Source organism: Streptomyces sp. NPDC025784 (assembly GCF_055558435.1).
Genome location: NZ_JBVHMN010000002.1, coordinates 743,533 through 760,268 on the forward strand (window position 1 = coordinate 743,533; position 16,736 = coordinate 760,268).

Annotated in this window: 16 protein-coding genes and 1 pseudogene; 10 read left to right on the forward strand and 7 right to left on the reverse strand. The window is 71.9% G+C overall.

The genetic code is table 11. The features are described from left to right. Positions 1-102: 102 nt before the first annotated feature. Positions 103-1,755, reverse strand: coding sequence for a hypothetical protein (locus ACZ4IF_RS09265; protein ID WP_467561004.1), 1,653 nt, complete (start codon positions 1,753-1,755; stop codon positions 103-105). A 147-nt stretch (positions 1,756-1,902) separates the two neighbouring features. Continuing rightward, positions 1,903-2,157: a helix-turn-helix domain-containing protein gene (locus ACZ4IF_RS09270; RefSeq protein ID WP_467561006.1), complete on the reverse strand. Its 255-nt coding sequence runs from the start codon at positions 2,155-2,157 to the stop codon at positions 1,903-1,905. A gap of 32 nt (positions 2,158-2,189) precedes the next feature. Between ACZ4IF_RS09270 and map the strand changes: the two genes are divergently transcribed. After that, positions 2,190-2,957 (forward strand): type I methionyl aminopeptidase, encoded by a 768-nt coding sequence (map, locus tag ACZ4IF_RS09275; RefSeq protein ID WP_467561008.1) that lies wholly within the window; start codon positions 2,190-2,192, stop codon positions 2,955-2,957. 130 nt (positions 2,958-3,087) lie between these two features. Here the strand turns inward: map and ggt are convergent, their stop codons facing one another. Continuing rightward, positions 3,088-4,899 (reverse strand): gamma-glutamyltransferase, encoded by a 1,812-nt coding sequence (ggt, locus tag ACZ4IF_RS09280; protein WP_467561010.1) that lies wholly within the window; start codon positions 4,897-4,899, stop codon positions 3,088-3,090. A gap of 104 nt (positions 4,900-5,003) precedes the next feature. On the opposite strand from ggt, the gene ACZ4IF_RS09285 reads away from it, so the two are divergent. Then, complete coding sequence (locus ACZ4IF_RS09285) at positions 5,004-5,765, forward strand: hypothetical protein (protein ID WP_359495071.1); 762 nt, start codon at positions 5,004-5,006, stop codon at positions 5,763-5,765. Positions 5,766-5,982: 217 nt separating this feature from the next. Continuing rightward, positions 5,983-7,554 carry an alpha/beta fold hydrolase gene (locus ACZ4IF_RS09290; protein WP_467561012.1) on the forward strand — a complete coding sequence of 524 codons (1,572 nt, stop codon included), beginning with the start codon at positions 5,983-5,985 and terminating at the stop codon, positions 7,552-7,554. A gap of 48 nt (positions 7,555-7,602) precedes the next feature. Here the strand turns inward: ACZ4IF_RS09290 and ACZ4IF_RS09295 are convergent, their stop codons facing one another. The 3 genes and pseudogenes from ACZ4IF_RS09295 to sigJ form a co-directional block, all read right to left on the reverse strand. Continuing rightward, positions 7,603-7,896: a hypothetical protein gene (locus tag ACZ4IF_RS09295; protein ID WP_467561014.1), complete on the reverse strand. Its 294-nt coding sequence runs from the start codon at positions 7,894-7,896 to the stop codon at positions 7,603-7,605. A 131-nt stretch (positions 7,897-8,027) separates the two neighbouring features. After that, a pseudogene (locus ACZ4IF_RS09300) lies at positions 8,028-8,294 on the reverse strand (ATP-binding cassette domain-containing protein); the annotation flags it as partial. Positions 8,295-8,618: 324 nt separating this feature from the next. Continuing rightward, positions 8,619-9,491, reverse strand: coding sequence for an RNA polymerase sigma factor SigJ (gene sigJ / locus ACZ4IF_RS09305; protein ID WP_467561016.1), 873 nt, complete (start codon positions 9,489-9,491; stop codon positions 8,619-8,621). A 97-nt stretch (positions 9,492-9,588) separates the two neighbouring features. Here sigJ and ACZ4IF_RS09310 point away from each other — a divergent pair, with 97 nt between their 5' ends. After that, positions 9,589-9,975, forward strand: a complete 387-nt coding sequence (locus ACZ4IF_RS09310) for a hypothetical protein (RefSeq protein ID WP_467561017.1) — start codon at positions 9,589-9,591, stop codon at positions 9,973-9,975. A 58-nt stretch (positions 9,976-10,033) separates the two neighbouring features. Here the strand turns inward: ACZ4IF_RS09310 and ACZ4IF_RS09315 are convergent, their stop codons facing one another. Then, entirely contained in the window at positions 10,034-10,474 is a 441-nt protein-coding gene (locus ACZ4IF_RS09315) for a DUF6278 family protein (protein ID WP_359495054.1), read from the reverse strand. A 526-nt stretch (positions 10,475-11,000) separates the two neighbouring features. Here ACZ4IF_RS09315 and ACZ4IF_RS09320 point away from each other — a divergent pair. From ACZ4IF_RS09320 to ACZ4IF_RS09345, 6 genes are all read left to right on the forward strand, one after another. Further along, positions 11,001-12,356 carry a radical SAM protein gene (locus tag ACZ4IF_RS09320; RefSeq protein ID WP_467561020.1) on the forward strand — a complete coding sequence of 452 codons (1,356 nt, stop codon included), beginning with the start codon at positions 11,001-11,003 and terminating at the stop codon, positions 12,354-12,356. Between the two features lie 59 nt (positions 12,357-12,415). Then, positions 12,416-12,574: a hypothetical protein gene (locus ACZ4IF_RS09325; protein ID WP_158690554.1), complete on the forward strand. Its 159-nt coding sequence runs from the start codon at positions 12,416-12,418 to the stop codon at positions 12,572-12,574. A 195-nt stretch (positions 12,575-12,769) separates the two neighbouring features. Continuing rightward, entirely contained in the window at positions 12,770-14,293 is a 1,524-nt protein-coding gene (locus ACZ4IF_RS09330) for a coproporphyrinogen-III oxidase family protein (protein ID WP_467561022.1), read from the forward strand. Between the two features lie 4 nt (positions 14,294-14,297). Next, entirely contained in the window at positions 14,298-15,014 is a 717-nt protein-coding gene (locus ACZ4IF_RS09335; protein WP_467561024.1) for a hypothetical protein, read from the forward strand. Then, positions 15,011-15,835: a methyltransferase domain-containing protein gene (locus ACZ4IF_RS09340; protein WP_467561026.1), complete on the forward strand. Its 825-nt coding sequence runs from the start codon at positions 15,011-15,013 to the stop codon at positions 15,833-15,835. The genes ACZ4IF_RS09335 and ACZ4IF_RS09340 overlap by 4 nt, the downstream gene beginning before the upstream one ends. Before the next feature lie 412 nt (positions 15,836-16,247). Next, positions 16,248-16,721 (forward strand): SAM-dependent methyltransferase, encoded by a 474-nt coding sequence (locus tag ACZ4IF_RS09345; protein ID WP_467561144.1) that lies wholly within the window; start codon positions 16,248-16,250, stop codon positions 16,719-16,721. The last annotated feature ends 15 nt before the right edge of the window (positions 16,722-16,736 follow it).

The window sequence follows — 16,736 nt, forward strand, 5'->3', positions numbered from 1 at the left end:
CACTGCCGGGCGACAGGTCACCGCGTGCGGGCGGGATCACGTCACCCTCCCCCGGACGGGGGCCGCGCTGCCGACAGACGCGACCCGCTCCCGACGAGCGGGTCAGGCCGTGTGGCCCGCCACTCTGAGGGCGTGGACCAGGTCCCAGTGACGCTCGTCCGACACCTCCCGCGCGGCCTCCAGGAGCAGCGGGACCAGCCGCTGCGGGTCCGCTTCCGCGCTCCGGGCCACCTCCTCCGGGGTGCGTACGCGGACGTACGCGCCGAGCAGCGCGCGGATCTCCCGGTCGCGGCCGTCCTCCGCCAGGCCGAGCACGGCGTCCCCGATCTCCGCCGCCGGCCGCGCGACGCCCTGGCGCAGCATCTGGCGGCCGTCGGCGCTCCGGCCCGCGGCGGTGAGCGCGTCGGCGGCGGCGACCAGCCGGTCGGCGGGCAGCGAGGCCGCCTCCCACAGCAGCGTCGCCCAGTCCGCGTCGAGGCCCGCGCGGTGCAGTTCGGCCGCGAGCAGCGGGAAGCGGGCGGCGGGCCAGTAGGCGGCCTCGACGAGCAGGGCGTGCGCCTCGCCGCTCCGTTGCTCGCCGCGCAGCCGAGTCAGCACCGCCACGGTCTCGGAGGTGGCCCGCAGGGCGTCCGCGTCCACCGGGGCCGTGCGTGGCTGTTCGGGTTCCTCGGCAGCCCCCGCGAAGCGGGCACCGCGCGGGGTGCGCCGGGCGCTCGGTGCGGCGGGGGCGGGCAGCGCCCGCACGGCCTGGGGTACGGCCTCGGGGGCGTCGCCCTGCTCCATCATCCCGGCGAAACGGGCGCTGCCCCGGGGGCGGCGTTTCGACCGCTGCTTGGGGACGGGCGTCGTGGTCTCGGCCATGGAGCGAGGGCTCCCGGACGCTTCCGCGGGCTCGACGGCGGGCCTCGGGCCGCGCGAGCCCCCGGAAGCCAAGGGCTCCGCGGACGCGTGCGGGCTGCTGTGCGGGGCACTGACACCGGCACCGAGTGGGGCGTGCGGGTCGTGCGCCGCCGCGGGCGGGCCGCTCCATGCCTCTGCCTGCGGACCGTCGTATCCGCTTGCGTGCGGGGCGCTGTGCTCGGCCGCCTGCGGGCGGCGCGCCGTACCCCGCGCGCCCGCACCGGCACCGGCGTCCCACCGCACGTCACCCGTCGCCGTGCGCAGGCCGTCCGGTGGGAGTGCCGGCAGCGCGTCGCCGCTCGCCCTGGGCGGAAGACCGGGCGCGCCCTGCGCGTGGGGGCGCAGGGCGCGGCGGTCGAGGTCGACCATGCGGCGTCGGAGCTCCGCGCAGCGGGCCGACGCGCGTTCATGGTCGTCGTGGGCCCAGGCGAGGTCGAGGCGGATCGACTCGGCCTCCTCCGCCGAGCCGGCCGAGGGGAGCTGCCGGTTCAGTTCGGCCTGGCGTTCCGCCGCGTAGCGCTGTTCGCGAAGCATGACGTCGAGTCGGTCGCTCAGGGCGTCGCGGCCGCCCGGCCGGGCGTCGTACGCGGCGAGCGAGGCTCCGTGCAGGGCGCGGGCCCGCTCGCCCTCCTCGTCGGCCGCGCGGTCGCCGAGCTCGGCGGCGAGGTCCTGGAGGAGCGCCGCCACGACGTCCCAGGGCGGGACCTCCCAGCCGTCCAGGCACGCCCGCATGCCGTCGGGATCTCGCTGCCAGAAGACCCCGCACCAGCCGGCGCCCTGGTCGAGCCGTGCCATCAGCCCGGTCAGGTACTCGGCGAAATCCCGCATCTGCACCGGGAGTTGTCCTACGGCCATCACACGACTCCCTGCCCGAACGGACCACTTCGGTCCGGTAGACAACACGAGTCGTGTTACGGGACGGCTACGGGGAGTTTGCGGACGGGACGCAGAGGGCTCCCGCACGGGGCGCACGGAGGTGTGCGGGCCCGCACGGCCCGGGCGTCACGCCACCACTGCGGGAGCGCACCGCGCGACGAGGTCGTCCATGGACAGCCCGAGCGCCTGAGCCAGCGCCGCCACCGTGAAGAAGGCGGGGGTGGGCGCGCGCCCGGTCTCGATCTTGCGCAGCGTCTCGGCGGAGATCCCGGCGACGGCCGCGACCGCCGCCATGCTGCGGGCACCGCGGGCCTCGCGCAGCAACTGCCCGAGCCGCTCGCCGCGTTCACGCTCTTCGGGGGTCAAGGGGGTACGCACCATGCCGCCATTCTAATACCGGTATAGTAATTGGCATGGTGGAACTGAAGACGGACACGTCGATGGACGAGATGTACGAGGCGGGCCAGGTCGTCGGCCGTGCGCTGACGGCGGTGCGGGACGCCGCCGCGGTCGGCGTCTCCCTCCTGGAGCTGGACGAGGTGGCGCACCAGGTCCTGCGGGACGCGGGCGCGAACTCGCCCTTCCTCGGGTACCGCCCCTCCTTCGCCCCCACGCCGTTCCCCGCGGTCATCTGCGCCTCGGTCAACGACGCGATCGTGCACGGCGTGCCGGACCACTACCGGCTGCGCGACGGCGATCTGGTCTCCATCGACTTCGGCGCCGAACTGAACGGCTGGGTGGGCGACTCGGCGATCAGTTTCGTGGTCGGCACGGCGCGGGCCGCCGACATGCGCCTGGTGGAGACCGCCGAGCGGGCGCTCGCCGCGGGCATCGAGGCCGCGGTCGTCGGCAACCGCATCGGGGACATCGCGCACGCCGTCGGCACGGTCTGCCGCGCGGCGGGGTACGGCATCCCGGACGGGTTCGGCGGCCACGGCGTGGGCCGCCGGATGCACGAGGACCCGCCGGTCCCGAACGAGGGCCGCCCCGGGCGGGGGCTCCCGCTGCGGCACGGCATGGTCCTCGCCATCGAGCCCATGCTCATCGGCGGCGGCACCGACGGCTACCACGCGGCCCCCGACGGCTGGACCCTGCGCACGAACGACGGTTCCCGAGCGGCCCACGCCGAGCACACGGTGGCCATCACGGACGCGGGGCCGCGCATCCTGACGGCCCGCTGACCGGCCCGCCGGGGGTCCGGCGACCTCCGGGTCCCGGACCGCACCGAGCAGGCGCGCACATCCCGCCGGGGACCGGGCGCGGACGACGCGGGGCCGGCCCTGCCGGCCCCGTCGCCGCACGCGTCCATGGCTACGAAGCGGGGCGCACCACCATCGCCGAGCCTCCGCCGCGGCGCACCTTCTCCGCCGCGGCCAGCCACTGGCCGTTCGGCAGGCGCTGGACGCCCGTCGCCGCGCCGATCTCGGGGTTCAGCTTGAAGGAATGCCCGATGGCGGCCAGCCGGGCGCTGGTCGCGCTGTCGTACAGGCCCGGTTCGAGCTCCGTCTGAGCGGCGTTGCGCTGACTGGCCCGCGGTGCGGCGATCGCGTCCACCAGCGGCATCCCCCGGTCCACGAACTCGGTCAGGGTCTGCAGGACGGTCGTGATGATGGTCGCGCCGCCGGGCGAACCGAGCGCCACGACGGGCCGGTCGTGCTTGTCCAGGACGATGGTCGGCGAGATCGACGAGCGCGGACGCTTGCCGGGGCCCGGCAGGTTGGGGTCGTGCACCGCCGGGTTCGCCGGCGTGAAGGAGAAGTCCGTCAGCTCGTTGTTGAGGATGAAGCCGCGGTGCGGGACCGTGATGCCGCTGCCGCCCGTCTGCTCGATGGTCAGCGTGTACGAGACGACGTTGCCCCACTTGTCGGCGACCGTCAGGTGCGTGGTGTTCTCCCCCTCGTACGTCGTCGGGGCGGCCTTCCCGGCGGCGGAGCAGGTCGCCGGGTGGTCCGGGTCACCGGGTGCCAGCGGGCTGGTCAGTACGGCGTCGTCCTTGATCAGGCACGCGCGCGAGTCCGCGTACTTCTGGGACAGCAGTCCGCGGGTGGGCACGTCCTCGAAGGCGGGGTCGCCCACCCAGCGGCCGCGGTCGGCGAAGGCGATGCGGCTCGCCTCGATGTAGCGGTGCAGGTACTGCACGTCACTGGCCTTCGAGAGGTCGGACCGCTCCAGGATGTTGAGCGCCTCCCCGACCGTGGTGCCCCCCGAGGAGGACGGGGCGATCGAGTAGACCTTCAGACCGCGGTAGGAGACCTTCGTCGGGGCCTGCCGCTTCGCCTCGTAGGCCTCCAGGTCCTTGAGGGCGAGCTTGCCGGGGCGCGCGTGGTAGCCGGAGGCCGGGTCGACCGGCGGCTTGTTCACGGTGTCGACGATCTCCCGGCCGAGCTTGCCGCCGTAGACCGCGTCGACCCCCTTGCGGCCCAGTTCTTCGTAAGTACGCGCCAGATCGGGGTTCTTGAAGGTGGATCCGACGACGGGCAGGGAGCCACCGGGGAGGAACAGCCGCGCGGTGTCCGGGAAGTTCTTGAAGCGGGCCTGGTTGGACTCGGTCTGCGAACGGAAGGTCGCGTCGACGGTGAAGCCGTCGCGGGCGATGCGCTCGGCCGGAGCGAGCACGCTCGTCAGCCGCTTGCTGCCCCAACTGTCCAGCGCGGTCTGCCAGGTGGCGGGCGTGCCCGGTGTGCCCACGCTCAGCCCGCTGGTGACGGCGTCCGCGAAAGCGAGTGGTCTGCCGTTCTCCACGAAGAGGTTCGAGTCGGCGGTCGACGGTGCCGTCTCGCGGCCGTCGATCGTGTGCACCGTGCGGGACTTGGCGTCGTAGTAGACGAAGTAGCCGCCTCCGCCGATGCCGGACGAGTAGGGCTCGGTGACACCGAGGGCCGCCGCGGTGGCGACCGCCGCGTCCACGGCGTTGCCGCCCTTCTTCAGGACCTCGATCCCTGCCGCGGAGGCGTCCGCGTCGACGCTCGCCACCGCGCCGCCGTATCCGACCGCGACGGGCACCTTGTCCGGCGTGACGGGTGCGCCCCTCACCCCGGCGGAGGGCGGCGCCGCCGCACCGACCGAGACCACCGCGGCCGAAACCGCCAGGACCGCCAGATTCCGCGCGACAGAGCGACTCATCCGTACCTCCAGTCATCAGCCGTCCGCGCAGCGTAACTTCAGCGCACCCTCCCCGTCAGGACCCCCTCGAACACCGTTCCGCATTCCCGCTAGCATGCGCGCCCATGAATGACGACGTGCGCAACATCGTCCTCGGCGTGGTCGCCGCCGGCCTCAGTGCCGCGCTCGGCTGGCTCACCCGTACCTACCTGTGGAAGCGCAAGCTGCGCCGCAAGCAGGCGTTCTTCGGACTGCCGGACAACTCCGAGTCGCTCCTCGTGGTCAACCGTGAGGCGGGCGGGCCTGAACTCACGGTAATGCGTCACGACGTGTTCGCGCTGCTCGAACTGTCCGCGCTGATCAAGGACTGCGGTGCGCATGCACAGGTCATCGCGCACGACACGGCACAGCAGGGCTTCGGCGAGCGCACCGAGTTCTGCGTGGGCGGGCCGTCGTCCAACCGCCGGATGGCCGCGCATCTGCACTCGCTGCTCCCGGGCATCCTCGTCAACGTCGACCCCGAGCCGGGTCCGGACCGCGGAGCCTTCCAGATCGGCAGCGAGCGCTACCGTCTGGAGTCGGGCAAGAGCGAGTACGTGATCCTCGCCCGGCTGGTCGCGGGCCAGGACCGTGCGACGAGACCGGTCTTCCTCTTCTGCGGCCAGCGCGCGATCACCAATCAGGCGGCGACCCGCTACCTCGCCCGCAATCACGAACGCCTCGCGCGCAAGCACAGCAACGGCTCCTTCGTCCTGCTGCTGAAGGTCGTCAACTCCCAGGCGTACGGCCCCGATGTCGTCGAGGTCGTCGCGGACGTCACCCGGGCCGCCCAGAGCCCGCTGCCCACGCCCGCCCCGCCGCGGAACTCGCACCGGGCCGCCTCGTAGCCGGAGGGGCGATCCCCCGCGCGCCGCCGGGCTCCCCGGCGGCACATTTCGTGCCCGGCGTCCAGCACCTGGAGCGCACACTTCACCCCCCTCGGCACTCACTGAATGCACAGTTCAACAATCGTTACTGCCACGTAACTTACCGGCGGGTTACCTCCAGTAAGAGGGTGAGGTTACCGTCGGGTCACTTTGCGCTGACACGAGTGAGGAGTGACCCGTGGGACACGGTCGCAACGCCCTGCGCACGTCCGCCGCCGGTGCCGTCTCGGCGACGCTGCTCGCCGCCGGCCTCGGACTGGCCCCCGCCGCCTCGGCCGCCGCCGGCACGCCCGGTATCCGCTTCGTCGACATCTCCGGAGACGGAGGCACGGTCCTCAAGGCCAATGTCGTCACCCCCGCGGGTGCCGACGACACCCGCAGCTATCCGCTCATCGTGCTGCCGACGAGCTGGGGCCTGCCCCAGGCCGAGTACCTCGTCCAGGCCCAGAAGCTCGCGAACTCCGGATATGTGGTGGTCAGTTACAACGTCCGCGGCTTCTGGCAGTCGGGCGGCGAGATAGAAGTCGCGGGTCCGCCCGACGTCGCGGACGCCTCCAAGGTGATCGACTGGGCGCTCGCGAACACCCCGTCCGACGCACGGAAGGTCGGCATGGCGGGCGTGTCCTACGGCGCGGGCATCAGCCTGCTGGCCGCGGCGCACGACGAGCGGATCAAGGCGGTGGCCGCCCTCAGCGGCTGGGCCGACCTCATCGACTCGATCTACTCGGGCCGCACCCAGCACTCCCAGGCCGCCGCGCTGCTGGACGGCGCCGGCGCGCTCACGGGCCGGCCGAGCGCCGAACTCCAGCAGACCTTCAAGGACTTCTTCTCCTCCGACCTCTCCAAGGAACAGAGCCTCATCGCCTGGGGCAAGAAGCGCTCCCCGGAGACCTACGTCGACCGGCTCAACGCCAACGGCGCGGCGATCATGCTCGCCAACGCCTGGGGCGACACGATCTTCCCGCCGAATCAGTACGTCAAGTTCTACGAGGAGTTGACCGGTCCCAAGCGGCTGGAATTCCGGCCCGGCGACCACGCCACGGCCGAGGCGACCGGACTGTTCGGGCTCCCCAACGACGTGTGGACGGACACCGGGCGCTGGTTCGACCACTATCTCAAGGGTGCGGACAACGGCATCGACCGCGAGCAGCCGGTCCAGCTCAAGTCGCGCTCCGCGGGCGGCTACGAGGGCTACCCCGACTGGAAGTCGGTCGGGAAGGCGTCGAGGAAGCTCGCGCTCCCGGGCACGACCACCATCCGCGCGAACGTGGACTCGGGCGCCGACGGCGGCATCGTGTTCCTGTCCAGCATCCTCGACCAGCTCGCCCAGTTGCCTCCGACGGCCTCGATCCCGCTGCTGCCGCGATGGTGGGCGGCGGTCTGGCAGTCGGAGAAGTACGCGGGCGCGCAACAGGTGCGCGGCACCGCCAGGTTGCACACCACGGTCACCGCGACCAAGGAGAGCGGCACCCTCGTCGCGTACCTGTACGACGTGGGCCCGCTCGGCCTCGGCAAGCTGGTCAGCAACGCGCCGTACACCTTCCACGGGCAGACGCCCGGCAAGCCGTTCGGCGTGGACCTGGAGCTGTACTCCACGGCCTACGACGTTCCGGCAGGGCATCGCCTCGCCCTGGTCGTCGACACGGTCGACCCGCTCTACATCGAGCACAACCCGTCCGGCGCGCAGCTGACCTTCTCCTCGCCGCAGCACGACCCGTCGTATGTGACGGTGCCCCTGCGCGAGCAGTGATCTCCGGCTGCCGCCGGCCGGGCCTGGCCCTGTGAGCTGCTGCTCCCCCTACGGTCTCGGGGCCGTGGGGGGACCCCCACCCGGCAGCAGCGTCCCTGGTTCGGCCGGTGCCCCGTGCACGGCCTCGGTCTTGGGACCGTGCCGCTCCCGCCGGGCCGCCCCGAGGGCGAACCAGTGGTGCGGCATGCACGTCCCGGTGCGCGACGGCGGGGGCGCCACCGGCACGAGGACGAACGGCACATCGTAGTCGACGTTCCGCGCGAGCGGCTTCCCGGTGCGGACGGGCGCCCTGTCGGCCGGCAGCGGCCGGACCTCATGGGCGCACACGTGTGGTACGGACATGTGCGGCACTCCCCGTTCAGTGCTTGAGCATCTCGGAAAAGAAGTCCTTGGCGCGGTCACTGCGCGGGTCGGTGAAGAACTCCTCGGGGGTGCGGTCCTCGACGGCGCGGCCGTCGAGCGTGAACACGACGCCGAAAGACCATGCCGGCCTCGGCGCGGAGCCGGTCCGGGGCCTCGCCCCGTCGGGGAGCGGCCGGGCCGTCGAGCTCGATCGTCCCTGATGCGATGGTCTCCAGACGGTTGGTCGTTCTGCACAGGGTGGATCCGCCCCGGCCCGACGGGCCGGTGATCACCACCACCTCCCCCGTGCCGACCGTGAGGCTGATGTGTTGCAGGCCATGTGGCTCCCCGAGGTACTTGTTCACGTCGTGCAGCTCGATCAACGGATCGACAGCCATACCGGACCTGCCCGCTTTCAGCTCTGTCGATCACGCAAACTATCGACGCAAAAGGGGACTTACGGGACGACACGCACTCGCGATCATTAACCGTATTTGAGGCTGCATAACGGTGGGATCACGGTGCCGGGCGAGCGGGGCCGCCTCACCTCGCCCCGGCGCCGCGAGGGCACGGCCTGCGGATCGCGCCCAGTCAGCGAGGGTGCGGAACCCTCCGCCACGGGGTGCACCCCGGACGGCGGTCCCCTGAGCGCCCTCTCGGACGATCCGATCGTCGGCCTGGGCGCGTCGCCGGTCGACGCCCACGAGGACCAAGGGCTCCTCCTAGGCCCACGCCCCGAGCTTCTCGGGATTGCGGACCGCCCAGATGTGGGTCACCCGGCCGCCGGAGCCGGAGAAGGCCGCCACCGTCACCGTGATCCCGGAGCGCTGGGCCACGAGGCCGGGCTGACCGTTGACCGTCCGCTCCAGGAGCGTCAGGCCGGGGACCTTCTCGGCGAAGTGGGCCAGGTACTGGGCGATGCGCTCGCCGCCCTCGACCGGGCGGAGCGCGGCGCCGGCCACGCCGCCGCCGTCGGCCGTCATCGTGGCGTCGGGGGCGAGCAGAGCGACCAGGGCCTCGATGTCCCTGGCCTCCCACGCCTGCTTGAAGTCCCGTACCAGACCGGCCTGTCCCGAGACCGGGGTGTGCCCGGCACGCACCCGGCGACGGGCCGACGACGCCAGCTCACGGCAGGCCCCCGCCGACCGGTCGAGGATCTCGGCCACCTCGGCGAAGGGGTACCGGAAGACGTCGTGCAGCACGAACGCCACGCGTTCGGCCGGTGTCATCGACTCCAAAACGACGAGGAAGGCCATGTGCACCGACTCGTCGAGCGTGACCTGGTCGGCGGGGTCGACCGCGCGGCCGGTCCACTCGGTGCGGTCCGGCAGCGGCTCGGGTAGCCATGCGCCGACGTAGCGCTCGCGCCTGACCCGCGCCGAGCCGAGCAGGTCCAGGCAGACCCGGGTCGCCACCGTCGTCAGCCAGGCGCCGGGCGAGGCGATGGCCTCCTGCTGCCGCGACGACAGCGCGTACCAGCGGGCGTACGTCTCCTGCACGGCGTCCTCGGCCTCGGCCAGCGACCCGAGCAACCGGTAGGCGATGTCGGTCAGATGCCGCCGTTCGCCGAGGACCGCGCTCAGCTCTGTGGTCACGAAGACCGTCCCCCTGACATTTTCCGGACCTGTGTCGTCGGAACAGCGCAACCGTACAGAGGATCCACTGCCACGAGGCAGGAGAGAGGACCGCATCATGGCCATCCGGACGACGGCAGTCCCGCGCGGCACCACATTCCTCCAGGTCGCGGTCGCCCTGCAGACCACGACCATCTTCCTCCAGGCCGTCAGCGCCGGACTGCTGCTGACCGCGCACTACGGCGAGGTGATGCACAGCGTCGGTGCGCGGGTGATGTACGGCGCGTCGATGCTGTACGTGCTCGCCGCGGTCCTGGCGTGGAAGCCGGGCGGAGGTTCGCCCCGGCCCGTCCTGCACGCGTCGGGCTTCCTCGCCCTCGCCTCGGCGCAGGTGGTGCTGGGCATCGCACACGTACCGGCGGTCCATGTCCCGCTCGGCATCCTGATGTTCGGCCTGAGCGTGCTGGCGCTGGCGCGCCACCGGTCCGCGGCCGCCCCTTCCTGATCACGGCGCCGACCGGCTCACGGGCCGCGCCGCGATCGGACGGCCCGGCGGGAACGGCTCAGGCCTCGGAAGCCTCGGCGTACACCTGCGACAGTTCCGGGACACCCTGCACGGCCCAGTCGAGCCCGGCCTCGACGACGGGGATCTCGCGGCCGGAGGCGAGCCGTACCACCGGGCTGCCGCCCGACCAGACGTGCCACGTGGCCCCGGGAACGGTGCGCACCACGACGGTGCCGAGATACAGGCCCGCGTCGTTCCCCAGCCACGGCAGCGCCTCGGGGTCGTCGCGCCAGCGTGGCAGGAGCTGATCGAGCGCGGTCAACGAAGCGGGCGTGTCGTCGAGTTCGAGCCCCGCGGCCGACGCGTGGGAGCGGAGCAGCTCACACTCCGAGAGCAGTTCGGCGACGCCCTCCGGGTCGTTCTCGAAGGCGACGGCGAGGCTCTGTCCGTGCTCGTGCGGGGTGCGCCCGAGCAGTCTGTCCAAGAAGCGGATGTTCATGACCGGCCTCTCCGTGGGGTGCGATCTCCGACAGCTCCGCGTTTCCGGTATTTCCAAGAATGTATCTTGCGGCAGTTGATCACGGAATCATCCGAATCACGGCGCCGTCACTCCACGGCCCGCACGTCTCGCCGCGAGCATGGCACGCCGCCGGCACCTCATCGCCGGCCGCCGCGAAAGGCTCACGCCACCCACACCGCTCACCGACGCCCGCCGCGAGCACGTCACACCACTCGCCGACGTCGCCGCTGCCGCCGCGAACAGGGCACGCCGCCCGCACCTCGAGCCGCCGGCCGCCGCCCGGCGCGAAAGGCCCACGTCGTCCACGTCGCCCGCACCACCCGCCGCCCGCCCGCCGTGAACGCCCCGCAGATCCTCACCCCACCCCTGGCGACCGGCCCCGGGGGGCCGTGTCCGTCACACCCTTGCCAAAGGTATTCATCCTTCGTAGAGTTCAACGCAGCATGAGTTCAACACTCGTTGACTTTCATGTTCCGCCACCCCACGACCAGGAGAGGCAGGGCCCGTGCAGAAGATTCCCTTCCAGGTGAACGAGGGCGGGATCGTCGCCCTGCTGCCGAACGGGCATGTCGAGTTCCTCGCCGCGTCCGCACGGGAGCCGATCGAGCGCCACAACTCCGGGCAGGCCGTGAGCGCCGCGGAGTTGATGACACACGCGCTGGCAGATCCGCTGGTGTCGCTCGACCGGTTCCATCTGCCCGCCCCGGCCATCGCCTTCGTGGAGACGACGAACCTCTGCAACCTGCGCTGCCGCCACTGCTACGCGGACTCCGCGTTCAAGCGCCCCGACGAGATATCCACCCCGCGCATCAAACGACTCCTCGACGAATTCGCGGAGATGGGCGTCCTGCAGGTGTTCCTGACGGGCGGCGAGATCTTCTCCCACCGGGACGCGGTCGAGATCATCCAGCACGCCCGCAGCAAGCCCTTCAGTACGCAGATCTTCACCAATGGCCTGCTGGTCACCGAGGAGCGGCTCGCCCGGATCCCGCCCGGCCAGTCGTTCTTCATCAGCTTCGACACCGCGGACCCCGAGCGGACCGTCCGCGGCAAGATGGACTTCCCCAAGCTCCAGCACGCCTTCGAGATGATGCGCAAGCACGGGCACGTGTTCCGCACCGCCATCTCCGTCCACCGCAACAACATCCAGGACGCCGAGGAGATCTTCGACTGGTGCGCGGAGCGCGGGTACCCCCGGCCCCAGTGGCTGGAGACGCACCCGGTGGGCCGGGCGCTGCTCCACCCCGACATGCTGCTGCGGCCCGAGGACGTCGACGAAGTGTTCGAGGTCTACAAGCGCTGCATGGACCGGTACTCCGCCGAACCCGACCAGGAACCGGTCGCGACGCCCGCCGGTGAGGTCCGGCGGGCCGCCGACGAGATCCGCGGAGTGGACACCATCCAGTTCTGCCAGCGCCTGGAGCGCGCCGTGGGCCAGGAGAAGTGCGGCCGCTCGGTCGTCTACGTGAACAGCCGCGGCGACGTGTACCCGTGCAGCAACTGCATGTCGGGGCAGCTCTACCGGGCCGGCAACACCACCGAGAGGCCGTTCGCCGAGATCTGGCGGCACGGGTTCGACGAGTTCCGCGACATCCGCTTCAGCGACCACTCGGTGTGCGGCTCGTGCCCGGTGGCCCAGGAGGACATCTGGTGCCAGTTCCGCTGCCCGCCGCTGGCCCGGAACATCACCGGCGACCCGAAGGGCTGCGGCGCCACCGAGTACCTCCAGGAGTTCACGCTGCGCTCCGGCCGCTACTGGCGCGACCGCAAACAGCGCAACGTACGCCTGACCCTGACGCCCCGTCAGTCGACGTCGGCCGACCCGTCCGGCCCCACCCGACTCCCGCTCCCGACGACGTGAGCGGGCCCCTGTCCCACGGCGGCGCGACCGCTGCCGCCTCCACCGAAGGGAAGACTGCCATGCCCGAAGAGAAGAAGGTCATCCGCATCCACCTGGAGCCGGGGCAGGAGGGCGTGACCCTGAGCGCCGTCGGAGCCGCCTCGGCCACCGCTCCCGCCGAGACGCTGGTGGAGGCCACGAACATCACGGAGGCCACCGTCATCGAGGTCGAGGTCTGATCCCACGCCTCTGCCGAAGGCGACGAAGCGGTGCACCGCTTCCCGGCCCGTTGAGGGGCGGGCCGGGAAGCCCCGCCGGACGGCAGAGGCCCGCACGCCATCCGTTCCTCCCCCCGACGCGCGGGCCCGGCCCGGAGCGGGGGGACACCATGCCCAGCTCCCTGCGCGGAGCCGGCTGCAGGAGACGAGGTCGCGATGAGCAGGACGGCTGCTTCGGCCGGCACCACAGCACTGCGCCGCCCCGGCGGCGGAACCACGTCACGCCCCGGCACGGGCACCGCGCCGCGCCCCGGCACGGGACTCGCGCGGCTGCTCGGCCAGAACCCCGCGCTGCGGATCGGTCAGGACGACTACAACATCAACGTGACGGCCAACTACGGCGACCAGCTGTCGACTTCGCAGGTCGCCGCCGCCATCCGGGACCATCCGGGAGCCGGCCGCCCCGCCCACCTCTACTTCCATGTGCCGCTGTGCGCCTACATCTGCCACTTCTGCAACTACGTCAAGCGCAAGGTCGCGGACGGCCCCGAGGGCGAGGCGGCCCCGCGGATCTGGACGGACCTGCTGCTCGACGAGTCCGGACGGCGGCTCGCCCACTCCCCCTGGCTCGCGCACGCCCCGATCGAGTCGGTCTATCTCGGCGGCGGCACCGCCTCGCTGCTCGGCACCGAACAGCTGAAGCGGCTGCTGGACCACGTACGGGCCCGCTACACGCTCGCCGACGACTGCGAGATCTCGCTGGAGGGCAACCCGGACAACTTCCAGCACGACGAGCTGGCCGAGGCCTGCGCCATCGGGTTCAACCGCTTCAGCGTCGGCGTGCAGTCCCTGCAGAGCGAGGTCAACGCGTTCGCCGGACGCGGCCACGACGCCGAGATGTCGCTGCGGGCCGTCGCCAAGCTGCGGGCCACCGGCAAGCCGTTCAACGTCGACATGATGTTCGGGCTGCCCCATCAGTCGACGGCCACGGTCGCGGACGACATCCGGCGGCTCATCGACCTGGACGTCCCGACCATCACCATCTACCGCCTGCGCAACGCCGACCGGGCGAAGATGGGCATCGGCAACCGGGCGTTGTGGAACGTCGAGAGCGTCAAGAACAGGCTGCGCGAGCAGCACCTGTTCCCGTCGCTCGGCGAGACGTACGCGATGCGCGAGGCCGTCGTGGAACTGCTGCTCGACGGCGGCTACCACCCGAGCCCCTGCGGCTGGTGGAACCGGCCCGGCGTCTACCCGGACGGGAACATCCCGCGGGTGTCCCGCAACAAGTGGCAGCGCCACGACTCGATGATCGCGTACGGGCCCGGTGCGTACGGCTGGCTGACCGGCGACGGGGACACCGTCGTGCAGACCCACAACATCGCCGACATCTCCGGATACGCGGCCCGGCTCAAGGAAGGCCCGGGTCTGCCGCTGGCCTCCGGGCGGCGGCTGGCGGGCTACCAGGCCATCGGCATGGTGCTCGGATTCGCCTTCAAGGCGAACCAGCCCATCGACGCGGGCCGGTTCCGCCGGCGGTTCGGCGTCGAGCTCTTCCACGACGAACCGTTCGCGGCGGTCTTCGCCGAACTCGTCGAACGGGGCCTCATGGAGCGGGTGCCCGGCACTCCGGAGAGCATCGCCCCCACCCTGGACGGCGAGGCGCTCCACGAGGAGATCATCAGCGTCTACTTCCACCAGCGCATCGGCGGTTTCGCCGAGGCCGTCTGCCACAGGTGAGCCGATGAGCGTGCATCAGCGCACCCAGTGGCACCGGGACACCGACGGGACGCGGTACCGCACCCGGCGGTCCTTCCCCGCCGATCCGGCCCGCGCCACCGTTCTGCTGGCCGGTCCCGGCAGCGTCTCCGTCCTGGACGGGCAGGGACGGGACGACCTGCTGCTGGAGCAGCTGACCGGCCGGCTGGTCGCCCGGGGCGCGCAGGTGCTCACCTGCGACATGCCGGTGCGGGAGCCGAACTCGCCCTCCACGGAGGCCGATCAGCGCACCCGGGCCGGCCGGCTGTCCCGCCTGCTTGCGGCACACCGGCACCTGCCCGCCGGACCGCTCGTGCTCGTCGGCTTCTCCCTGGGCGCGCTCGCCCTGCTCCAGCTGCTGCGCTCCGGCGAACCCCGGCAGGCGGACCGCGCGGTGCTGGTCGGCACGGTGATCGAGGAGGACGCCTTCCTGACCACGCATGTCCCGTCCCTCGACCTCGTGTACGGCAGCTTCGACCTGGTGGGCTACGTGGCCGACGCCGACGACGAGGCACTGCCGCCCGCCGTGTTCGCCCCGGACATGTACGGCCAGTGGTCGGCGAGCCGGCTGGTCGGGCGGCGCGCCTTCGAGGTCCGCGTGCATCTGCTCGAAGGGCTCGGGCACACCCTCCATCCCTGCGGCCCGGGCCCGTCCCGGGACGCGATCGCGGCGCTCACCGACCTGGTGGGCACCGCTCAGTGACGGACAGACGGCACACGACGCAGAAGGCGGCGCACGACATGCTCTCCAGCCAGCGATTCGACAAGATCGCCGAGAACTTCGCGACCAGCGAGGTGCATCGTTCCAGCCCCACGATGGAGGCCCTGCACGAGACGCTGGGCCCGCAGACCGGGCGTGCCGTCTGCGACGTCGCCTGCGGCGCGGGCCACCTGGGTCTGTCGTTCGCCGACGAACTCCCCGCTCGTCTCGTCGCGGTGGACCCGGCGCCGAACATGCTGGCGTCCGTCCGCAGGCTCGCGGCGGAACGCGGCATCACCGTGGAGACGGCCGAGGCCCGGGCCGAGGAACTCCCCTTCGCGGACGCCTCGTTCGACCTCGTGGTGTCGCGCCTCGCCCCGCACCACTTCGGTGACATGCCGAAGGCCGTGAGCGAGATGGCACGGCTGCTGCGCCCCGGAGGACGTCTCGCGGTCATCGACCTGGAGGGCCACGAGGACCCCGCCGTCGACGCGCTCAACCACGAACTGGAGATGCTGCACGACCCGACGCACGTGCGCAGCTACACCCTGGACGAGTGGATCGGCTTCCTCCAGGACGCCGGGCTCAACGTGCCGGTCGCCCGGGGTGCCCAGGCGGAGAGCCGCACCGGGGTGCCCGTGAAGCGGTGGTGCGAGATCGCCTCGTCCGGCGCGGAGGCCGAGCGGGCCATCCGGGCCCGGCTCGCCGAGGCGCCGGCGCGGCACCGGGAGGCCCTCGGCATCCGCCAGGAGGGCGAGGAGTACTTCATCCCCGTGCGCACCTGCATGGTGATCGGCGTGAAGCCGCTCGGCGGGGTGCGCTGAGATGCCGGTGATCAGGCTCTTCTCCCCGGCACCCAGCCCCGGGGCGGCCGTGCTCGGCGAGCTGGCCGACTCGGTGACGGCGCTGCTCGGGCTGGAGCGCGGTCACTGCTGGGTGTGGTGGCAGCGCCTGGAGCAGGACACCTTCCACCGGCCCGAATGGCACGCGGCTGCCGCGGCACCGGCCCCGGTCGGGTTCGTCGTGTGCAAGGAGAGCTACAGCCGGTCGCAGGTGCACCGGCTGCTGCGGCTGCTCCAGGAGCGCCTGGGCGCCCTGCTCGACGTGCCGCGCGAGGAGATCTATCTGACCGTGCAGCGGGCCACCGAAGGGGAGTTGCTCGTCCGGGACCGGGTGTGGTCCCTGGAGCAGGACGCCGCGGGACCGGTCCTGGACGGCGACGACGGAAGGACTGGCATGACCGGTGAACCGATCACGGACCTGGTGCCCATCGCACATGTGCACAACGAACGGCGCGAACTCGTCGACGACCACTGGGGGGAGGTGACGTCCGTCATCCGGCTGGACGCCGAGCGGTTCACCTCGGAGGCGCTGCTCTCCCTCGACTCGTTCTCGCACCTGGAGGTCGTCTTCCACTTCCACCGGGTGCCACCGGCCAAGGTGCAGGAGGGCGCGCGCCACCCGCGCAACAACCCGCGGTGGCCGCTGGCCGGCATCTTCGCGCAGCGCGGCAAGAACCGCCCCAACCGCATCGGGGTCTCCCGCTGCCGGCTGGTCAAGACGGACGGTCTCGATCTGCACGTCGTCGGGCTCGACGCCGTCGACGGCACCCCGGTGCTCGACATCAAGCCGTATCTGCGGCAGTTCGGACCGCGCGAGGAGGTCGTCCAGCCGGAGTGGGTGGACGAGCTGATGCGCGACTACTACTGACCACCGACCGAGTGA

What these genes read in the sequence shown, in the direction of transcription:
- ACZ4IF_RS09265 (WP_467561004.1), bottom strand. Translation starts at nt 1,755, where the DNA reads ATGGCCGTAGGACAACTCCCGGTGCAGATGCGGGATTTCGCCGAGTAC.
- ACZ4IF_RS09270 (WP_467561006.1), bottom strand. Translation starts at nt 2,157, where the DNA reads ATGGTGCGTACCCCCTTGACCCCCGAAGAGCGTGAACGCGGCGAGCGG.
- map (WP_467561008.1), top strand. Translation starts at nt 2,190, where the DNA reads ATGGTGGAACTGAAGACGGACACGTCGATGGACGAGATGTACGAGGCG.
- ggt (WP_467561010.1), bottom strand. Translation starts at nt 4,899, where the DNA reads ATGAGTCGCTCTGTCGCGCGGAATCTGGCGGTCCTGGCGGTTTCGGCC.
- ACZ4IF_RS09285 (WP_359495071.1), top strand. Translation starts at nt 5,004, where the DNA reads ATGAATGACGACGTGCGCAACATCGTCCTCGGCGTGGTCGCCGCCGGC.
- ACZ4IF_RS09295 (WP_467561014.1), bottom strand. Translation starts at nt 7,896, where the DNA reads ATGTCCGTACCACACGTGTGCGCCCATGAGGTCCGGCCGCTGCCGGCC.
- ACZ4IF_RS09310 (WP_467561017.1), top strand. Translation starts at nt 9,589, where the DNA reads ATGGCCATCCGGACGACGGCAGTCCCGCGCGGCACCACATTCCTCCAG.
- ACZ4IF_RS09315 (WP_359495054.1), bottom strand. Translation starts at nt 10,474, where the DNA reads ATGAACATCCGCTTCTTGGACAGACTGCTCGGGCGCACCCCGCACGAG.
- ACZ4IF_RS09325 (WP_158690554.1), top strand. Translation starts at nt 12,416, where the DNA reads ATGCCCGAAGAGAAGAAGGTCATCCGCATCCACCTGGAGCCGGGGCAG.
- ACZ4IF_RS09330 (WP_467561022.1), top strand. Translation starts at nt 12,770, where the DNA reads ATGAGCAGGACGGCTGCTTCGGCCGGCACCACAGCACTGCGCCGCCCC.
- ACZ4IF_RS09335 (WP_467561024.1), top strand. Translation starts at nt 14,298, where the DNA reads ATGAGCGTGCATCAGCGCACCCAGTGGCACCGGGACACCGACGGGACG.
- ACZ4IF_RS09345 (WP_467561144.1), top strand. Translation starts at nt 16,248, where the DNA reads ATGACCGGTGAACCGATCACGGACCTGGTGCCCATCGCACATGTGCAC.